The sequence below is a fragment of the Allobosea sp. genome (assembly GCF_051860145.1).
Taxonomy (GTDB): Bacteria; Pseudomonadota; Alphaproteobacteria; order Rhizobiales; family Beijerinckiaceae; genus Allobosea.
This window is the reverse complement of record NZ_JBHYEM010000028.1, coordinates 24,607-42,135: the sequence shown is the minus strand read 5'-3', so window position 1 is coordinate 42,135 and position 17,529 is coordinate 24,607. Positions and strand designations below refer to the sequence as shown.

Annotated in this window: 21 protein-coding genes and 1 tRNA gene; 16 read left to right on the top strand and 6 right to left on the bottom strand. The window is 66.4% G+C overall.

Annotated elements, in window-relative coordinates; translation table 11 throughout:
• Both glnA and ACTIF2_RS25675 read right to left on the bottom strand, forming a co-directional pair.
• On the bottom strand, positions 1-1,214 hold a 1,214-nt coding region (gene glnA, locus ACTIF2_RS25680; protein WP_439499972.1), incomplete at its 3' end, for a type I glutamate--ammonia ligase.
• 95 nt (positions 1,215-1,309) lie between these two features.
• Entirely contained in the window at positions 1,310-1,648 is a 339-nt protein-coding gene (locus ACTIF2_RS25675; RefSeq protein ID WP_439499971.1) for a P-II family nitrogen regulator, read from the bottom strand.
• Positions 1,649-1,974: 326 nt separating this feature from the next.
• Between ACTIF2_RS25675 and ACTIF2_RS25670 the strand changes: the two genes are divergently transcribed.
• Positions 1,975-3,504, top strand: coding sequence for an NAD(P)H-hydrate dehydratase (locus ACTIF2_RS25670; RefSeq protein WP_439499970.1), 1,530 nt, complete (start codon positions 1,975-1,977; stop codon positions 3,502-3,504).
• A 77-nt stretch (positions 3,505-3,581) separates the two neighbouring features.
• On the opposite strand, the gene ACTIF2_RS25665 is transcribed toward ACTIF2_RS25670, so the two are convergent.
• On the bottom strand, positions 3,582-4,139 hold the full coding sequence (locus ACTIF2_RS25665; protein WP_439499969.1) for a PRC-barrel domain-containing protein: 558 nt from the start codon (positions 4,137-4,139) through the stop codon (positions 3,582-3,584).
• 276 nt (positions 4,140-4,415) lie between these two features.
• Positions 4,416-4,490 (bottom strand) — tRNA-Lys (locus ACTIF2_RS25660).
• A 184-nt stretch (positions 4,491-4,674) separates the two neighbouring features.
• On the opposite strand from ACTIF2_RS25660, the gene ACTIF2_RS25655 reads away from it, so the two are divergent.
• From ACTIF2_RS25655 to ACTIF2_RS25585, 15 genes are all read left to right on the top strand, one after another.
• The gene (locus ACTIF2_RS25655; protein ID WP_439499968.1) at positions 4,675-5,748 is read left to right on the top strand and encodes a hypothetical protein; all 1,074 of its coding nucleotides are present in this window, start codon (positions 4,675-4,677) and stop codon (positions 5,746-5,748) included.
• Positions 5,749-5,781: 33 nt separating this feature from the next.
• Complete coding sequence (locus ACTIF2_RS25650; protein WP_439499967.1) at positions 5,782-6,093, top strand: FtsB family cell division protein; 312 nt, start codon at positions 5,782-5,784, stop codon at positions 6,091-6,093.
• Positions 6,094-6,405: 312 nt separating this feature from the next.
• Positions 6,406-7,386: a pyruvate dehydrogenase (acetyl-transferring) E1 component subunit alpha gene (gene pdhA, locus ACTIF2_RS25645; protein ID WP_439499974.1), complete on the top strand. Its 981-nt coding sequence runs from the start codon at positions 6,406-6,408 to the stop codon at positions 7,384-7,386.
• Between the two features lie 80 nt (positions 7,387-7,466).
• The gene (locus tag ACTIF2_RS25640; RefSeq protein WP_439499966.1) at positions 7,467-8,891 is read left to right on the top strand and encodes a pyruvate dehydrogenase complex E1 component subunit beta; all 1,425 of its coding nucleotides are present in this window, start codon (positions 7,467-7,469) and stop codon (positions 8,889-8,891) included.
• Positions 8,892-8,895: 4 nt separating this feature from the next.
• Complete coding sequence (locus tag ACTIF2_RS25635) at positions 8,896-9,279, top strand: hypothetical protein (RefSeq protein ID WP_439499965.1); 384 nt, start codon at positions 8,896-8,898, stop codon at positions 9,277-9,279.
• On the top strand, positions 9,270-10,646 hold the full coding sequence (locus ACTIF2_RS25630) for a pyruvate dehydrogenase complex dihydrolipoamide acetyltransferase (RefSeq protein WP_439499964.1): 1,377 nt from the start codon (positions 9,270-9,272) through the stop codon (positions 10,644-10,646). The genes ACTIF2_RS25635 and ACTIF2_RS25630 overlap by 10 nt, the downstream gene beginning before the upstream one ends.
• Before the next feature lie 24 nt (positions 10,647-10,670).
• The gene (locus tag ACTIF2_RS25625; RefSeq protein WP_439499963.1) at positions 10,671-11,177 is read left to right on the top strand and encodes a hypothetical protein; all 507 of its coding nucleotides are present in this window, start codon (positions 10,671-10,673) and stop codon (positions 11,175-11,177) included.
• A 2-nt stretch (positions 11,178-11,179) separates the two neighbouring features.
• Entirely contained in the window at positions 11,180-11,632 is a 453-nt protein-coding gene (locus ACTIF2_RS25620; RefSeq protein ID WP_439499962.1) for a hypothetical protein, read from the top strand.
• 44 nt (positions 11,633-11,676) lie between these two features.
• Complete coding sequence (locus ACTIF2_RS25615) at positions 11,677-12,342, top strand: hypothetical protein (protein ID WP_439499961.1); 666 nt, start codon at positions 11,677-11,679, stop codon at positions 12,340-12,342.
• 72 nt (positions 12,343-12,414) lie between these two features.
• Complete coding sequence (gene lpdA / locus ACTIF2_RS25610) at positions 12,415-13,854, top strand: dihydrolipoyl dehydrogenase (protein ID WP_439499960.1); 1,440 nt, start codon at positions 12,415-12,417, stop codon at positions 13,852-13,854.
• Between the two features lie 80 nt (positions 13,855-13,934).
• Positions 13,935-14,183: a GlsB/YeaQ/YmgE family stress response membrane protein gene (locus ACTIF2_RS25605; RefSeq protein ID WP_439499959.1), complete on the top strand. Its 249-nt coding sequence runs from the start codon at positions 13,935-13,937 to the stop codon at positions 14,181-14,183.
• A 9-nt stretch (positions 14,184-14,192) separates the two neighbouring features.
• Positions 14,193-14,531 (top strand): GlsB/YeaQ/YmgE family stress response membrane protein, encoded by a 339-nt coding sequence (locus tag ACTIF2_RS25600; protein WP_439499958.1) that lies wholly within the window; start codon positions 14,193-14,195, stop codon positions 14,529-14,531.
• A gap of 60 nt (positions 14,532-14,591) precedes the next feature.
• The gene (locus tag ACTIF2_RS25595) at positions 14,592-14,876 is read left to right on the top strand and encodes a GlsB/YeaQ/YmgE family stress response membrane protein (RefSeq protein WP_439499957.1); all 285 of its coding nucleotides are present in this window, start codon (positions 14,592-14,594) and stop codon (positions 14,874-14,876) included.
• Between the two features lie 95 nt (positions 14,877-14,971).
• Entirely contained in the window at positions 14,972-15,979 is a 1,008-nt protein-coding gene (lipA, locus tag ACTIF2_RS25590; protein ID WP_439499956.1) for a lipoyl synthase, read from the top strand.
• An 11-nt stretch (positions 15,980-15,990) separates the two neighbouring features.
• Positions 15,991-16,473: a type II toxin-antitoxin system RatA family toxin gene (locus ACTIF2_RS25585; RefSeq protein WP_439499955.1), complete on the top strand. Its 483-nt coding sequence runs from the start codon at positions 15,991-15,993 to the stop codon at positions 16,471-16,473.
• Here ACTIF2_RS25585 and ACTIF2_RS25580 read toward each other — a convergent pair.
• Both ACTIF2_RS25580 and ispF read right to left on the bottom strand, forming a co-directional pair.
• Positions 16,445-16,942 carry a CinA family protein gene (locus ACTIF2_RS25580; protein ID WP_439499954.1) on the bottom strand — a complete coding sequence of 166 codons (498 nt, stop codon included), beginning with the start codon at positions 16,940-16,942 and terminating at the stop codon, positions 16,445-16,447. The genes ACTIF2_RS25585 and ACTIF2_RS25580 overlap by 29 nt on opposite strands.
• Positions 16,943-16,950: 8 nt before the next feature.
• The coding region (gene ispF, locus ACTIF2_RS25575) for a 2-C-methyl-D-erythritol 2,4-cyclodiphosphate synthase (RefSeq protein ID WP_439499953.1) at positions 16,951-17,529 on the bottom strand (579 nt) is incomplete at its 5' end.

Sequence of the window (17,529 nt, the reverse complement as noted above, 5' to 3'; positions counted from 1 at the left end):
AGCTCGCGCGGCGGCAGATCGTAGAGATCCTTGTCCATGGCCGGACCGGGATCGATCTTGTTCACGATGCCGTCGAGGCCGGCCATCAGCAGGGCGGCGAAGGCGAGGTAGGGGTTCGCCATCGGATCGGGGAAGCGGACCTCGACGCGCTTGGCCTTCGGCGAGGTCGTCCACGGAATACGGCACGACGCCGAGCGGTTGCGCGCCGAATAGGCGAGCAGCACCGGAGCCTCATAGCCCGGAACCAGACGCTTGTAGGAGTTGGTCGACGGGTTGGTGAAGGCGTTCAGCGCCATGGCGTGCTTGATGATGCCGCCAATGTACCAGAGGCATTCCTGCGACAGGTCGGCGTATTTGTTGCCGGCCATGATCGGCTTGCCGCCCTTCCAGATCGACTGGTGGACATGCATGCCCGAGCCGTTATCGCCATAGATCGGCTTCGGCATGAAGGTCGCGGTCTTGCCGTAGCTCTGGGCGACGTTGTGGATCGCGTATTTATAGACCTGCAGCTGGTCGGCCATATGCGTCAGCGTGTCGAACTTCAGCCCGAGCTCGTGCTGGGCCGAGGCGACCTCGTGATGGTGCTTCTCGACCTTGGCGCCCATCGCGGCCATGGCGGCGAGCATCTCGCCACGCATGTCCTGCGCCGAATCCTGCGGCGGAACCGGGAAATAGCCGCCCTTGGTGGCGATGCGGTGGCCGAGATTGCCGCCCTCGTAGTCGGTCATGCCGTTGATCGGCAGCTCGACATTGTCGAGCTTGAAGCCGGTATTGTAGGGATCGGCCGAGATCTTGACGTCGTCGAAGACGAAGAATTCGGCCTCCGGACCGACATAGACGGTGTCGCCGATGCCGGTCGACTTGAGATAGGCCTCGGCCTTCTTGGCGATGCCGCGCGGGTCGCGGCCATAGGGCTCGCCGGTCGACGGCTCGAGCACGTCGCAGGTGATGACCATGGTCGAGGCCGAGAAGAACGGATCCATCACCGCCGTCGTCGGGTCGGGCATCAGGAGCATGTCGGACTCGTTGATCGCCTTCCAGCCGGCGATCGACGAACCGTCGAACATGGTGCCCTCGGCGAAGATGTCCTCGTCGATCATGGTGATGTCGAACGTGACGTGCTGCCACTTGCCGCGCGGGTCGGTGAAGCGGAAGTCCACGTATTTGACGTCATTGTCCTTGATCGCCTTGAGGACGTCCTTGGCGCTCTTCATCTCAGCATTCCTCTTGAAAGCAGTTTCTCAGTGGTAGTCGACCCGCGGGTGTTCGCCCGGCGGACGCCGATTTCGCAGGGTTCGGGATGAAGCCCTCAGATCGCGTCCGCGCCGGTTTCTCCGGTGCGGATGCGGATCGCCCCCTCCACCGTCGATACAAAAATCTTGCCATCGCCGATGCGGCCCGTCTGGGCCGCTTTCTTGATGGCCTCGATGGCGCTCTCGACCATGTCGTCGTTCAACACGATCTCGATTTTGACCTTGGGCAGGAAGTCGACGACATATTCGGCGCCGCGATAGAGCTCGGTATGGCCCTTCTGGCGGCCGAAGCCCTTGGCTTCGAGCACGGTGATGCCCTGCAGACCGACTTCCTGCAGCGCTTCCTTCACCTCGTCCAGCTTGAAGGGCTTGATGATCGCTTCGATCTTCTTCATGCGCCGACCGGCCTCCCTCGCGCGTGTCTGGAACGGGACTGACCCGATCCTCGATACCGTCTGCCGGTTCGACCGTCGATGCGCTGAAAATCGGCCTTTTCCGATGGCTCGGTGGCCGGCTCAGCGTCTCGCCGTGGCGGACGACACACTCGCCGTTTCTGCTCATAGCATCGGCGCGTGCGGCTCGCCATGAGGAACCATGCCCTGCGACGCCTCATCATGAGGCGATATTCCGCCTATAATTTATGCAAATGATCAATTCATGGACAAGTGCGGCCGTCAAACCCGCGCTTGCCGGAAAGCCCGGGCTTTCCGATGATGGCACGGTGAGCAACGCCGACGATGAAACCGCCCTGGCCCTGCTGACGCCGGCCGAGATGGCGCGCGCGGACACGGCGGCGATCGCGGCCGGAACGCCGGGCGTCGTCCTGATGGAACGGGCGGGCCGGGCGGTGGCCGATGCCGTCAGCCGCCGGGCGGGGCCGGCGCGGCGGATCCTGGTGCTGTGCGGCCCCGGAAACAACGGCGGGGACGGCTTCGTCGCGGCCCGCATCCTGCGCGAGCGCGGCTTTTCGGTGACGCTCGTTCTTGCGGGCGACAGGGCCAGGCTGTCGGGCGACGCCGGCGCCATGGCACAGGCCTGGCCCGGTGATGTCGCGCCGCTTTCAGCCGCGCGCCCGGGTGACGCGGACCTGGTGGTCGACGCCCTGTTCGGAGCTGGGCTGGACCGCCCTTTGACGGGCGACATCGCAGCGCTCGTCGCGCGGGTGAATGCCGCGGGCAAGACCGTGGTGTCCGTCGACGTTCCGAGCGGGCTGTCAGGCGATACCGGTCAGGCCGAGGGGCCGGTCACCCGGGCCGACGAGACCGTCACCTTCTTCAGGCTCAAGCCCGGTCATTTGCTCTATCCCGGCCGGAGGCTCTGCGGCGTGACGACGCTGGCCGATATCGGCATCGCGGCGGATGTGGCTTTCGGCGCTGACGGCTTGTGTCCCCAGGCCTTCCAAAACGACCCGATGCTCTGGCGTGCGAACTGGCCCGTGCATGCCACTGACACCCATAAATACCGGCGGGGCGCCGTTCTGGTCCTGGCGGGCGGCCTGGCCGGGGTGGGGGCTCCGCGGCTCTCGGCGCGCGCAGCGTTGCGGATCGGCGCCGGGCTGGCGACGATCGCCTGCCGGCCGGAGGCACTCGCGGCCCATGCCGCGCGTGGTCCCGACGCCGTGATGCAGAGGGCTGTTTCGGACCTTGCCGGCATTGAAACCCTGCTGAAAAAGCGGCTCGGCGCGGTGCTGGCCGGCCCCGCGCTCGGTCTCGACGCGACCGCAAGGCAGGCGGTCATGGCCGTGCTGCGTTCAGGCGTCCCGGCCGTACTCGACGCCGACGCCTTGACGCTCCTCGCTACCCGGACGGGCTCGCTCTCGCGATCCGTGCGCCGGCGTGGCGCGGCTTGCGTGCTGACGCCGCATGAGGGCGAGTTCGCACGTCTGTTCGCGGCCATGCCGGACGTCACGACGCCTCCCTCGAAGCTGGAGCGGGCACGGCGCGCGGCCGCCTTGACCGGCTGCGTGGTGGTGCTGAAGGGGCCTGACACGGTGATCGCCGCGCCGGAGGGCAGGGCTGCCATTAACGTCACCGGCACATCCGCTCTGGCGACGGCCGGCGCCGGCGATGTGCTGGCCGGCCTGATCTCCGGGCTTCTCGCGCAAGGCATGCCCGCCTTCGAGGCCGCCAGCGCGGCGGTCTGGTTGCATGGCAAGGCCGGCGAACATCATGGCGTCGGCTTGATCGCGGACGACCTGCCGGAAGCCATCATACCGTTCCTCGCAGGACTTTCGGGCGCGCATCGAACCTGAGCCCGAGCCAGCAGCCGAACAGAAAAACGGCCTGCCTCTCGCGAGGCAGGCCGAATTATGATGCCGCTAAATGTCGATTAGCGGCTGGCGTAGGTCACGGCAGGCGCAGACGTCAGCTGCTCCTTGGTCATGTTGATGACGCCGTGATCCGGATACATCATCGGGCCCTTCGGCGCCGGAGCCGCCGCCGGGGGAGCCGAGGCCGTACCACCGCTAGTCCCGCCCGAAGGGGCCGGAGCCGGCGCAGCAGCAGCCATCGGCTCGTCGCTCCAAGTCACCTGCTCGAAGGGAATCGCGACATCCTTCGCGCCGATGCCGAGGAAGCCGCCGACGCCAACCGTCACCATCTCGACCTTGCCGGTCTTGTCGAACAAGACCTCGGTAACGTCGCCGACCTTCTTCTTGTCGGCACCATAGATATCCACGCCCATCAGCTTGGAGGCGCGCCATTTGCCCTGGCCGGCCAGGTTCTGTTCAGGCGGCTTGGCTGCGTCCGTGGCCGGAGCCGAGGTCGCGGGCGCCGAGGTCGAGGGCGCCGCAGACGGCGGGCTCGAAGGCGCACTGGTTTGCGCGAGCGCGGTCGTGGCGAGCAAGATTCCGCCGATCGCCGTCAACGCGATATTACGCTTCAACATGGTTTCCTCCTACGAGTGAACCGCAGTCGCGGCTTGCCGGATCAACGTCGAAAACGCGATTTGGTTCACTGTTCGGGCTTTTTTCTGTTCGGGAAGCCGCCATGTCTGCCATGCAGCCGACTCGGTCATGAACCCGCGATGAGGCGTTGCCGCCATCTTTGCGCGCCGGGGCAGACAGGGCCGCTGCGGGACGTCAGGAACGAGTGGGCCGGAGCCGGACGAGGGCAACGTCAGCAATGACGGCCTGGATTCCGAGAGGTTGTCAGCGGAGGCCGGTGGTGAGCGGGGAGGGGATCGAACCCTCGACCACATGATTAAAAGTCACGTGCTCTACCACTGAGCTACCCGCCCTCACTGGGCCGCTGACATACGGACGCCCCGCCTGCGGGTCAACATCGTTCGTTCACTCCCGCGATTGTTCGGCCGCCCGGATCTGTGGCAGAAGCGCGCCGGAGGATCCGCATGATCGATTTGCCCAGCCCGCCCGCGTCTCGCGCGTCTGCCGCAGGACAGGCCATTGCCGTTGCCTGAGCCGATGACAGCCGCATCCTCCTGGAAACGCTGGTCGACGAGCTTCCTCGCCACTGTCGCGGGGCTGGTGCTGCTTCTCTTCGGCTTCATCGCGATCATGGACCCGTTCGGCTCGCGCGTGGCTGCGGGACAGGCCGCGCGGCCGCTGATGGATCTCAACCAGCGCTTCATGTATCCGCAGCTCGTGCGGTCGGGCGCCTTCGACGCCGCCGTGCTCGGAACCTCGACCATGCGGCTGCTCGATCCGGCGATTCTCTCGCAGGGGCTCGACGCGCGTTTCGTCAACCTGGCGATGAATGCCGCGACGCCCTGGGAACAGGTGCAGATGGCGGAGCTCTTCGCCCGCAAGACCGCCGCGCCAAAATTGCTGATCTGGGGCATCGACACCACCTGGTGCGAGGCCGACGCGACCGATCCCGCCAAACGCCTGACCCCGCGGCCGTTTCCGCCCTGGCTCTATGATGACAGCGGCTGGAACGACTATCCCGAGCTGATCAACCTGACGACGCTCGAGATCGCCGTGCGGCTGGCGGCGCATCGGCTCGGGCTGATGCCGGAACGAATCCGCGGCGACGGCTACGAGGTCTTCACGCCGCCCGAAGCGCTCTACGATCTTGCGCGCGCCCGCTTCCATCTCTTCCGCAACAACGGCGGCACCGCGCCCGACCTGACGCCGCTCGTGCCGCCCGCCGTGCCAACTCGGGCAGAACAGGCGGGCTGGCGCTTCCCGGCGCTCGCCTGGCTCGACGCCGCGCTGGCGACGCTGCCGAGCGGAACGCCGAAACTGCTCGTGCTACCGCCGGTTCATCTCACGGCCTTGCCCAGAGAGGGTTCGCTCGGCTGGCAGCGCTATGGCGCCTGCAAGGCGGAGCTTGGCCGGGTTGCGGCTCGGCACGGCGCCGTTATCGCCGATTACGCGCATCGCTCTTCGGTGACGCGCGAGGATTCCAACTATTGGGATCCGCTGCATTTTCGCCTGCCGATTGCGCGCCGCGTCGAGGCCGACCTGATCGCGGTCGCGCGCGGAGCGGCTCCTGCGGGCGACGAAGTCTTGCGCGTGCTGCGGCCGGCCCGTTAACCCGGAATAAACCACGCGATTCTAGGGTGCGGCATGGTCGTTCGCCGTGGTCTCCGGTCCTTTTTCATCACGCTCGCGCTCTATCTCGTATCGAGCGGGGCGGTCGGCTATTTCATGTTCCACGCCCAGCACGGCTCGCGCGGCCTGGAGGCGCGTGGCGGGCTGCAGGAATCGCTCCGGACCATGGAAGACGAGATCAAGATCCTGACCGGGGAGCGCAAGAGCTGGGAGCAGCGCCTGGCCTTGATGCGCGACGAGGCCGTCGACCGCGATCTGCTCGAGGAACGGGCCCGCTCGACACTGGGGCGCGTTCATCGCAACGACCTCATTCTGATGGGTCGCTGACAGGGCCCGGCATGCCGGCAAATAGTCCCGAACACATCGATCAACCGGATTCCAGTTAATTTCTGAAAATCGAGCATTCTCAGCATCTTAGACCATGCTGCACTGCGAGATACCTCACTCGCCAACGGTTTTGCGATCCTCTACAACCAAGGTCGAATGATCTTTGGAGGATCGCCCATGGCCGTTGCCGCGCGCAAGACGAAAGCCCCTGCTCAAGCGAAATCCGCCGCCAAGAGCGCGGCCAAGGGCGGCTCAGCGAAGACCGCGACCAAGACGACGACGCAGAAGGGCGCGGCCAAGGTGCTGAGCAACATGCCCGTCTTCAGCAAGGAGGAGGAGCTTCACGCCTATCGCGAGATGCTGCTGATCCGCCGCTTCGAGGAGAAGGCGGGCCAGATGTACGGCATGGGGCTGATCGGCGGCTTCTGCCATCTCTATATCGGCCAGGAGGCGGTCGTCATCGGCATGCAGATGGCCGCGAAGGATGGCGACCAGGTCATCACCGGCTATCGCGACCATGGCCATATGCTCGCCTGCGGAATGGAATCGCGCGGCGTCATGGCCGAGCTGACCGGGCGCCGCGGAGGCTACTCCAAGGGCAAGGGCGGCTCGATGCACATGTTCTCCCGGGAGAAGAATTTTTATGGCGGGCACGGGATCGTCGGCGCCCAGGTCTCGCTCGGCGCCGGCCTCGGCTTCGCCAACTGGTATCGCGAGGATGGCCGCGTCTCGATGACCTATTTCGGCGACGGCGCCGCCAACCAGGGCCAGGTCTACGAGAGCTTCAACATGGCGCAGCTCTGGAAGCTGCCCGTGGTGTTCGTGATCGAGAACAACCGCTACGCCATGGGCACCTCGGTCAACCGCGCCTCGGCGCAGACCGATTTCTCCAAGCGCGGCCTGTCCTTCTCCATTCCCGGCGAACAGGTCGACGGCATGGATGTCCGCGCCGTGCGCGCCGCCGGCGAGCGGGCCATCGAGCATGCGCGCTCGGGCAAGGGCCCCTATATCCTCGAGATGCAGACCTATCGCTATCGCGGCCACTCGATGTCCGATCCGGCCAAGTACCGCTCCAAGGACGAGGTCCAGCGCATGCGCGAGGAACACGATCCGATCGAGCAGGTGAGGGGGCGCCTCACCCGCGATTTCAAGCTTGCCGAGGACGAGCTCAAGGCGATCGACGCCAAGGTCCGCGAGATCGTCAACGACGCGGCCGAGTTCGCGACGCATGATCCCGAGCCGGAAGCCGCCGAGCTCTGGACCGACATCACCTTGGAGAAGGCGCGGGCCTGAGGCCCGCTCCGCCCGCCTTTCACCGGCCACTCGCGCCGGTCTTCCCCGATCCCGCGTTCCCTTAAATTCCGGGTGTGTTCATGCCGATCGATATCCTGATGCCTGCGCTCTCGCCCACCATGGAGCAGGGCAAACTGGCCAAGTGGCTGAAGGCCGAGGGCGACGCGGTCAAGGCCGGCGACATCCTCGCCGAGATCGAGACCGACAAGGCGACGATGGAGGTCGAGGCCGTCGACGAAGGCGTCCTCGCCAAGATCCTGATCGCCGACGGCACCGATAATGTCGCGGTCAACACGCCGATCGGCGTGATCGCCGCCGATGGCGAGGATGTGAAGGCTGCGGCGAGCGGTGGCGGCAAGGCGGCGGCTCCCGAGAAGGCGCCCGAGCCCGAAGCCAAGGCCGAACCCGAGGCGAAGGCCGAGAAGGCTCCGGCCGATGCGCCCGCCGTCAGCGCCCCGCAGACGATCCTCGCGCAGGCCAAGGCCTATGACGCGTCGAGCGAGTTCCCCGCCGGCGCCGAAATCGTCAACATGACGGTCCGCGAGGCGCTGCGCGATGCCATGGCCGAAGAGATGCGCCGCGACGGCGATGTCTTCGTCATGGGCGAGGAGGTCGCCGAATACCAGGGCGCCTACAAGGTCACGCAGGGGCTGCTGCAGGAATTCGGCGCCAAGCGCGTCATCGACACGCCGATCACCGAGCACGGCTTCGCCGGCATCGGCGTCGGCGCGGCGCTGACCGGCCTGAAGCCGATCGTCGAGTTCATGACCTTCAACTTCGCCATGCAGGCGATCGACCAGATCATCAACTCCGCCGCCAAGACGCTTTATATGTCCGGCGGCCAGATGGGCTGCCCGATCGTGTTCCGCGGCCCCAACGGCGCCGCCGCCCGCGTCGCCGCCCAGCACAGCCACGATTACTCCGCCTGGTATTCGAACGTACCCGGCCTCAAGGTCGTGGTGCCTTACAGCGCCTCCGACGCGAAGGGCCTGCTGAAGAGCGCGATCCGCGATCCGAACCCGGTGATCTTCCTCGAGAACGAGATTCTCTACGGCCGCTCCTTCGAGGTGCCGAAGGGCGACGATTTCCTGATCCCGATCGGCAAGGCCAAGGTCGTGCGCGAGGGGACAGACGTCACCATCGTCTCCTTCGGCATCGGCATGACCTATGCGCTCGGCGCCGCCGAAGCATTGGCCAAGGAGGGCATCGAGGCCGAGGTCATCGACCTCCGCACGATCCGGCCGATGGATATCGAGACCGTGCTGGCCTCGGTGCAGAAGACCAATCGCTGCGTCGCCGTCGAGGAAGGTTTTCCGCAGTCCGGCGTCACCGCCGAGATCGGCATGCGCATCATGGAGGCGGCCTTCGACTATCTCGACGCTCCCGTCGCACGCGTCACCGGCAAGGACGTGCCGATGCCTTACGCGGCCAATCTCGAGAAGCTGGCGCTGCCGAATATCGGCGATGTCGTCGCGGCGGCGAAGGCCGTTTGCTACAAGGCCTGACGCCATGGCGCTGACCGTTCCTGCCATGATCGCGGCGGTCGGCCTGGCTGGAATCGGCGCTGTCGGCGCGGTGAGCTATTTCAAGCCTCGGCAGCGTCTCCAGCCTCTGCCGCTGGCTCCGCCGACCCTGGCGCGGGCCCGCATCCATCTGCATCGCATCGACCTCGTGGCCTATATCCTGGCCGCGAGCGGCGCGCTGACCCTGATCCCGGAAGCGGTGCAGGCTTTCGCCCCCGAGCTGATGTTCGGCACGACGCTGACCGGCACCGCACTCGAGCATCTCGACTATCTCGCCTTCGTTTTCGTGTCCCTCAGCTTCGGCATGGGGCTGACACGCCGCCTGCTGCTCATCCAATTGGAAAAAGCGAGCCTCCTGCCATGCCCGTGAACATCCTGATGCCCGCGCTCTCGCCCACGATGGAAAAGGGCAACCTCGCCAAGTGGCTGAAGAAGGAGGGCGACGCCATCAAGTCCGGCGACATCATCGCCGAGATCGAGACCGACAAGGCGACCATGGAGGTCGAGGCGGTCGACGAGGGCGTGCTGGCGAAGATCGTCGTGCCGGAGGGCACGGCCGATGTCGCGGTCAACGAGGTCATCGGCGTGATCGCCGGCGAGGGCGAGGACGCCAAGAGCGTCTCCGCGCCAGCCAAGGCCGAGGCTGCGCCGAAGGCCGAAGCCGCTGCTGCGAAGAGCGACGGGGCCAAAGCCGAAGCGCCGAAGGAAACACCCAAGGCAGAGGCCCCGGCCAAGCAGGCTGAGCCGCCGAAGGCCGACGGAGCGGCTCCGGCGAAGGCCGACGGCAGCCGTCCCTTCGCTTCGCCCCTGGCCCGCCGCCTCGCCAAGGACGCCGGGCTCGACCTCGGCAAGGTGCAGGGCTCGGGCCCGCATGGCCGCATCGTCGAGCGCGACATCGAGGCGGCGAAGCAGGGCGGGGCGGCCAAGGCTGCGCCTGCCGTTGCCCCTGGTGCTGCTCCCGCTGCCGGCAAGCCGGCCGCCGCGCCGCTCGCCGCCGGTCCCGCCGACGAGCAGGTCAAGAAGCTGTTCGAGCCGGGCTCCTATGAGGAGATCCCGCATGACGGCATGCGCAAGACGATCGCGCGGCGCCTGACCGAGGCGAAGCAGACGATCCCGCATTTCTACGTCACCCTGGATTGCGAGCTCGACGCGCTGCTCAAGCTCAGGGCCGAGCTCAATGCCGCGGCTCCCGAGAAGGATGGCAAGCCGGCCTACAAGCTCTCGGTCAACGACATGGTGATCAAGGCGCTGGCGCTGGCCTTGCGCGCGGTGCCGGACGCCAATGTGAGCTGGACCGACGGCGCCATGCTCAAGCACAAGCACGCCGATGTCGGCGTCGCGGTCTCGATCCCCGGCGGCCTGATCACTCCGATCGTGCGCGACGCCTGCCACAAGACACTGAGCCAGATCTCCAACGAGATGAAGGACATGGCGGTGCGGGCCAAGACCCGCAAGCTCAAGCCCGAGGAGTATCAGGGCGGCACCTCGGCGGTCTCCAATCTCGGCATGTTCGGCGTCAAGGACTTTGCCGCCGTGATCAATCCGCCGCACGCGACGATCCTGGCGGTCGGCGCGGGCGAGCAGCGGGCTGTCGTCAAGAACGGCGCGCTGGCCATCGCGACGATCATGTCGGTGACGCTCTCGACCGACCACCGCGCGGTGGACGGCGCGCTGGGCGCAGAGCTGTTGCAGGCGTTCAAGGGCTATATCGAGAAGCCGATGGCGATGCTGGTTTAGGGAACGATCGCCAGGGAAACCACGATGTCAAAGGCCGGACGACTGCTGGGCTGTTTTCTGATCGTCGCTTCGGTCCAGATGAATACGGCTTGGCTCGGGCTTGATGCATCGGCTCGGGCGCAAGGCGGCCCTACGCTCGACCGGGTTGAAAGAGCTCTCGAGTTCGACGCCTGGTATGGGAACAGCCTCGACCGGGTGATTGCATCCACCGCCAGGTTGAAGAACTTCTGGTCCGGTTCACAAAACCGCAGTTCGGCGGCCGCGAGGAAAGAGGCGGCGCGCCAGATTTTGACGGAGCGGCGCGGCGAATTGATCAAGGCGGTGATGACCCGCGTCGTCGAAAAATACAGCGCGAGCGAGCTGAACCATCTGGTGACCTATACCGAAAGGGGCTCGCCCGAGGTCGATCCGAAGGTCGATGAAATGCTGACCTGGATCGTGAAGCAAATGGGCGAGGTTCAGGTGAATGCTCTTTTCAACGCGTCGCGGTTGATCGAGGAGCGCGTGCAGACCTCCAAGAGCGGCGGCTAAGCATGCTGGCGATGCGGGCTGTCTTCGCAGGATTACTTCTCGCCCTCGGCGGATGCGTGTCGGCCCCACCGCCGCCGGCAGCGCCGCCTGCCAGCCGCGAGCCGGAGGACCCGGCCGTTCGCGCCGCTGGCTTGCAGATCGTTGATCGAACCTTCTTCGCCGGCAGTGAGGGCACGCTCAGGGGCAGCATCTATTTCGCGCGCAACCGCGAAGCGATCCAGGTCGCGCCAGAGCGCGGCGTTCAACGCCTGCGCTGGGGCATTCTCGCGCAAGTCGAGGGTTTGAAAGGCCCGGCGGTCTGCCTGTTGGGCGGCTATCGCGACATCGCATCGCCAGGCAACGCCGTCACCGTGCAGCAGAACGGGCAGACAGCGATCTGCACCCCGGTCTCGACCTTCGTCCGTATCCGCAACAGTCAGGGTAACCCGCTCGGCCTGGGGACCATCATCCAATGAGGCCGATATCAGTCCGTGCGGGTCTGTATAAGCGGATCTCCGCCGTGGCCGTGACGTTGGGGCTCGGCGCTTGTGTCGAGACGCTGCCAGCATTGCCGCCGGAGCCGCGCGATCATCCTCCGGTCGTAGCCTTCAGCCCTGCAGTCGCGCAGCAGTTCAGGCGCCCGCTCGGCCGGATGTTCGGTGCCCGCCCGGTGATGACGCAGGCCGAATACGAGGCGCGCAACGCGGGCGCGGCCGGGCTGCCGAAGGCGGCAGCCGATCCGGAGGTGATCGCAGCGTTCCTCGGCGATCGCACCGTTCTCACTTACAGCCCGCAGCATGGGACGCAGGTCGAGTATATCAGCAAGAGCGGCGAGGTCTTCCTCTGGTATCCCGGCAACAGCGCGATCCTGCCGGGCTCGCTGGCGGTGCTGTGGGAGAATGCCTCCGCCGAGATCGACGACCCGCAAGAGGGGCGTTACCGCGGCCAGGTCAAGCTGAGCCATGTCTGTTTCCGCTACGGCGCCAATACCTATAACCCGGCGAGCGGTCAGCGCGGCGGCGGTTTCGAATGCAGCCCTTACTCGTCCCAGCGCGAGAGGGTGAAGGAAACGCGCAAGGGCGATGTTTTCGACTTGGCTGGGCGGAGCGCCGCCCCGTTTCCGCTTGGACGCGAGCCGCAATCGATCGCGGCCTTGCAGAAGCGGGTCGGAGCCGTGCGGCCATGACAGTTCTTCGGGCGAACCGGATTTCGAAGCGCGACGCGTTGCGAGACGTAGTTCAAAACAAGGGTCAGTAACATGTCCGACTACGACGTCATCATCATCGGCTCCGGCCCCGGCGGCTATGTCGCGGCCATCCGTGCGGCCCAGCTCGGCTTCAAGACCGCGATCGTCGAACGCGAGCATCTCGCCGGCATCTGCTCGAACTGGGGCTGCATCCCGACCAAGGCGCTGCTGCGCTCGGCCGAGATCCTGCATTTTGGCCAGCACGCCAAGGATTACGGGCTGGTGCTGGAAGGCACGTTCAAGGCCGATCTCGACGCCATCGTGAAACGCTCGCGCGGCATCGCGGCGCGAATGAACAACGGCGTCCAGTTCCTGATGAAGAAGAACAAGGTCGATGTGATCTGGGGCGAGGCCAAGTTGGTGAAGCCCGGCACGATTACCGTCGCGCCGACCAAGAAGCCGGCCATGCAGCCGCAGGTGCCGCCGCCGAAGAACGCCAAGGGCGAGGGCACCTACACCGCCGACCACATCGTCATCGCGACCGGCGCCCGCCCGCGCGCGCTGCCGGGCCTGGAGCCGGACGGCAAGCTGATCTGGACCTATTTCGAGGCGATGGTTCCGCCAAAAATGCCGAAATCGCTGCTGGTGATGGGCTCCGGCGCCATCGGCATCGAGTTCGCCTCGTTCTATCGCACCATGGGCGTCGAGGTGACGGTGGTCGAGGTGCTGCCGCAGGTCGTGCCGGTCGAGGATGACGAGATCGGCGCCTTCGCCCGCAAGGCCTTCGAGAAGCAGGGCATGAAGATCATCACCAGCGCCAAGGTGACCAAGGTCGAGAAGGCGGCGGATTCGATCACCGCGCATATCGAGGACGAGAAGGGCGCCAAGCAGACGATCACGGCCGACCGGATGATCTCGGCGGTCGGCGTCGTCGCCAATGTCGAGAATATCGGGCTCGAGGCGCTCGGCGTGAAGACCGATCGCGGCTTCATCGCCATCGACGGCCTGTGCCGCACCAACGTCAAGGGCGTCTATGCCATTGGCGACGTCGCCGGCCCGCCGATGCTGGCGCACAAGGCCGAGCACGAGGCGGTGATCTGCGTCGAGGCGATCAAGGGCCTGCACCCGCATCCGATGGACAAGGCGATGATCCCGGGCTGCACCTATTGCCACCCGCAGATCGCCAGCGTCGGCCTGACCGAGGCCAAGGCCAAGGAGGCCGGGCACGCGCTCAAGGTCGGCCGCTTCAACTTCGTCGCCAACGGCAAGGCGGTGGCGCTCGGCGAGGACAGCGGCATGGTCAAGACGATCTTCGACGCCAAGACCGGCAAGCTGCTCGGCGCCCATATGGTCGGTGCGGAAGTGACCGAGCTGATCCAGGGTTTCGTCGTCGCCATGAACCTGGAGACGACCGAGGAAGAGCTGATGCACAGCATCTTCCCCCATCCGACGCTTTCTGAGACGATGAAGGAGAGCGTGCTCGACGCCTATGGCAAGGTGCTCAACGCCTGAGGAATCGCGCTGCGGAAGCTGACGAGTTTCGGAGCCGTCCCGGCCGGTGTTCCGGCGGGCGAACTGACTGGAGAACCGCCATGGATATGCGTTCGATCATCGTCGCGATTCTCATCGGCCTCGTCGCCGGCTGGCTCGCCAGCGTCGTCGTCGGTGGCGGTGGCCTCGTCCGCTACATCATCACCGGCCTGATCGGCGCCTTCGTCGGCAGCTTCCTGCTCTCGGCGGTGGGCGTGAATCTCGGCATTTCCAATCCGCTCGTCTCGCAGATCGTCACCGCGACCATCGGCGCCATCGTCGTGGTGCTGCTGGCGCGGCTGATCGCCTGACGAAGGCCGATGACGACCCGCACGCGCCGGTCCCGCGGCCCCGACCGTATCGTCGAGGACGACAAGGTCGAGGTCCTGCCGCCGGGGCGGGGGCTGGCCCTCGACTGGCCTCGCGTCATCCCCACGGTCCTGCTCGGCACGGCGACGGGCTTCGTCGCCAGCCTCGTGGTCGGAGGAGGGGGTCTGCTGCGCCATGCCGTCGTCGGCGTGCTCGGCATGCTGGTCGGCCAGGGGCTGACGCGGCTGACCGGCTGGCGCCTGCGCACCGGCTATCCCATCCTCGACGAGGCGGCGATGGCGGTGCTGGGCGCGATTCTCGTGGTTCTGCTGGCGCGGTTCATCGCATGATCGCGGGGTCGGATTCCCGGCCTGCCCGGCAGGTTTTTGGCTTACGAAAGGAAGAGCGACATGGACAATTCCATCTACGCGGCGCTCGGCACGCCGGGCTATGGCTTCTTCATGACCCTGCTGATCGGCATGCTGGCCGGCTGGATCGCCGAGCGCATCACCTCCTCGGACCACGGCATCTTCACCAACATGCTCGTCGGCGTCGCAGGCTCCTTCATCGGCAGCCGGCTGGCGGAGCTCCTCGAAATCCCGATCTTCGGCTTCCTGCGCACCCTGATCGCGGCCATTGCCGGTGCGGTCGTGGTGATCGTGATCTGGAACGCGATGCGCAAGCCGAGGGTTTGACGCGACGCCGGGTCCGGTTGCGGCGCGCGCGACAGGCGATTAGCTAGGGTGAATAGATGGCGTCCTCCGCGAGGACCCGGACCACTGGAAACGACATGGCTCTCGTTCTCGACCTCCTGAACCGCGACCCGCGGCCGAATGCCGGCAATCCCAAGGCGGATGCTGCCAAGCCGGTTGCGGAGCTGCGCCATCCGGAGAAGCAGAAGCGGCCCGAAAACCCGATCCTGCGCAAGCCGGACTGGATCAGGGTCAAGGCGCCCGGCTCGCCGAAATGGGCCGAGACGCAGAAGATCGTGAAGGAGAACAAGCTCGTCACCGTCTGCGAGGAGGCGGGCTGCCCCAATATCGGAGAGTGCTGGGAGAAGAAGCACGCCACCTTCATGATCATGGGCGACACCTGCACGCGGGCCTGCGCCTTCTGCAACGTCAAGACCGGCGTGCCGCAGCCGCTCGACCAGGACGAGCCGCGCAAGGTGGGCCACGCCGTCGCCAAGCTCGGCCTGGAGCATGTCGTCATCACCTCGGTCGACCGTGACGATCTCGACGATGGCGGCGCCGAGCATTTCGCCCGCGTCATCCATGCGATCCGCGAGGCTTCGCCGGGCACCACGATCGAGATCCTGACGCCGGACTTCCTGCGCAAGCCGGGCGCGCTCGAAGTGGTGGTCGCGGCAAAGCCGGACGTGTTCAACCACAATCTCGAGACCGTTCCGGGCAAATATCTCAAGGTCCGGCCCGGCGCCCGCTATTTCCATTCGCTGCGCCTGCTGCAGCGGGTGAAGGAACTCGATCCGACCATCTTCACCAAATCCGGCATCATGGTCGGCCTCGGCGAGGAGCGGAACGAGGTCCTGCAGCTGATGGACGACCTGCGCTCCGCCGATGTCGACTTCATCACGATCGGCCAGTACCTCGCGCCTTCGCGCAAGCACCACGCGGTGATCCGCTTCGTCACGCCCGACGAGTTCAAGGGTTTCGAGGCGATCGCCTATGTGAAGGGCTTCCTGATGGTGTCGTCGACGCCGCTGACGCGGTCCTCGCATCATGCGGGCGAGGATTTCGCCCGGTTGAGGGACGCCCGGGCGGCGAAGCTCGGCGGCTGAGGCCATCATTCATGCCGATGTTCAACAGCACCCGCCGGGTGAGGCACTCGCCGGAACGGATGTTCGCGCTCGTCGCCGATGTCGAGCAGTACCCCGAGTTCCTGCCGCTTTGCGAGGGGCTGGTGGTACGCCGCCGGACGCCGCGCGACGGTGGCGGCGAGGTTCTCGTGGCCGACATGACCGTCGGCTACAAGGCGATCCGCGAGACCTTCACCAGCCGCGTCACGCTCGATCCGGCCAATCTCAAGATCCTGGTCGAGTATGTCGACGGGCCGTTCCGGCATCTCGAGAACCGCTGGAGCTTCAAGGCGACCGATGGCGGCTGCGAGATCGGCTTCTTCATTTCCTACGAGTTCGCCAGCCGCATGCTCGGCCTGCTGATGGGGACGATGTTCGACCGGGCTTTTCGCAAATTCGCCGAGGCCTTCGAAACGCGCGCCAACAAGGTCTATGGCCGCGCCGCCGTCACGGGCGGGCCAGCGCAGCCTGCTTGAGCATGGCGAGCGCCTCGATCACCGAGAGGCGGCGGATCTCGTCGCGGCCCTGATCACCGAAGCGCCTTTCGCGATGGGCGGTCGCGCCGGCCGATGCGCAGGCGAAATGGACGAGGCCGACCGGCTTGGTCGCGCTGCCGCCGCCGGGCCCGGCGACGCCGGTGATCGCGACAGAGAGATCGGCAACGAGCGCCGTACGACCGCCTTCCGCCATGGCCCGCGCCACCGGCTCGCTGACCGCGCCATGGCTCTCGATGAGGCCCGCGGGCACGCCGGCGAGCGCGCTCTTGGCGGCGTTGGAATAGGTCACCAGCCCGCCATTGACGACATCCGACGAGCCGGGGATCGCCGTCAGCGCGCCCGCGACCAGCCCGCCCGTGCAGGATTCGACCGTGGCGACGCTCAGGCCGCGGTCGCGGCAGACCGTGAGCAACTCGACGCTGAGCGCGGTGATCTCGGGATCGAACATGGTCGCGGTCACTCCTGATCGGGCAGGCGGATCGTGGCGGTGGCGAGCGCGGCAAGCCCCTCGCCACGTCCGGTGAAGCCCATGCGCTCCGAGGTCGTCGCCTTGAGGCCCACCTGGTTCACGCGGAGTCCGGCGATCGCCGCGATGCGGCCACGAATCTCCTCGCGGTGCGGCCCGACCTTCGGGGACTCACAGACGATGGTGAGGTCGAGATGATCGATCATGCCGCCGCGTTCACGCACCTGCCCGACGGCGAAGGCAAGGAAGCGGTCGGACGAGGCGCCGCGCCATTGCGGATCGCTCGGCGGGAAATGCGTGCCGATATCGCCATCGGCGAGCGCGCCGAGGATGGCGTCGGTCAAGGCATGCAGGGCGACGTCACCATCGGAATGTGCCCTGACGCCACGCGTATGAGGAAGGCTGACGCCGCCCAGCCAGACATGGTCGCCGGTATCGAAGGCGTGAACGTCGTAGCCGGTGCCGACGCGCGTCACCAGTCGCCGGCCGAGGCGCTCTTCGGCTGCGGCGAAATCCTCGGGATGGGTCAGCTTCACGTTGGCGGCCTCTCCGGGGACGGTGGCGACGGC

Coding starts and splice junctions, on each gene's coding strand:
- ACTIF2_RS25605 (WP_439499959.1), top strand. CDS start 13,935: ATGGATATGCGTTCGATCATCGTCGCGATTCTCATCGGCCTCGTCGCC.
- ACTIF2_RS25625 (WP_439499963.1), top strand. CDS start 10,671: ATGTCAAAGGCCGGACGACTGCTGGGCTGTTTTCTGATCGTCGCTTCG.
- lpdA (WP_439499960.1), top strand. CDS start 12,415: ATGTCCGACTACGACGTCATCATCATCGGCTCCGGCCCCGGCGGCTAT.
- ACTIF2_RS25620 (WP_439499962.1), top strand. CDS start 11,180: ATGCTGGCGATGCGGGCTGTCTTCGCAGGATTACTTCTCGCCCTCGGC.
- ACTIF2_RS25650 (WP_439499967.1), top strand. CDS start 5,782: ATGGTCGTTCGCCGTGGTCTCCGGTCCTTTTTCATCACGCTCGCGCTC.
- ACTIF2_RS25585 (WP_439499955.1), top strand. CDS start 15,991: ATGCCGATGTTCAACAGCACCCGCCGGGTGAGGCACTCGCCGGAACGG.
- ACTIF2_RS25630 (WP_439499964.1), top strand. CDS start 9,270: ATGCCCGTGAACATCCTGATGCCCGCGCTCTCGCCCACGATGGAAAAG.
- ACTIF2_RS25595 (WP_439499957.1), top strand. CDS start 14,592: ATGGACAATTCCATCTACGCGGCGCTCGGCACGCCGGGCTATGGCTTC.
- ACTIF2_RS25655 (WP_439499968.1), top strand. CDS start 4,675: ATGACAGCCGCATCCTCCTGGAAACGCTGGTCGACGAGCTTCCTCGCC.
- ACTIF2_RS25580 (WP_439499954.1), bottom strand. CDS start 16,942: ATGTTCGATCCCGAGATCACCGCGCTCAGCGTCGAGTTGCTCACGGTC.
- ACTIF2_RS25600 (WP_439499958.1), top strand. CDS start 14,193: ATGACGACCCGCACGCGCCGGTCCCGCGGCCCCGACCGTATCGTCGAG.
- ACTIF2_RS25635 (WP_439499965.1), top strand. CDS start 8,896: ATGGCGCTGACCGTTCCTGCCATGATCGCGGCGGTCGGCCTGGCTGGA.
- pdhA (WP_439499974.1), top strand. CDS start 6,406: ATGCCCGTCTTCAGCAAGGAGGAGGAGCTTCACGCCTATCGCGAGATG.
- ACTIF2_RS25640 (WP_439499966.1), top strand. CDS start 7,467: ATGCCGATCGATATCCTGATGCCTGCGCTCTCGCCCACCATGGAGCAG.
- lipA (WP_439499956.1), top strand. CDS start 14,972: ATGGCTCTCGTTCTCGACCTCCTGAACCGCGACCCGCGGCCGAATGCC.
- ACTIF2_RS25665 (WP_439499969.1), bottom strand. CDS start 4,139: ATGTTGAAGCGTAATATCGCGTTGACGGCGATCGGCGGAATCTTGCTC.
- ACTIF2_RS25675 (WP_439499971.1), bottom strand. CDS start 1,648: ATGAAGAAGATCGAAGCGATCATCAAGCCCTTCAAGCTGGACGAGGTG.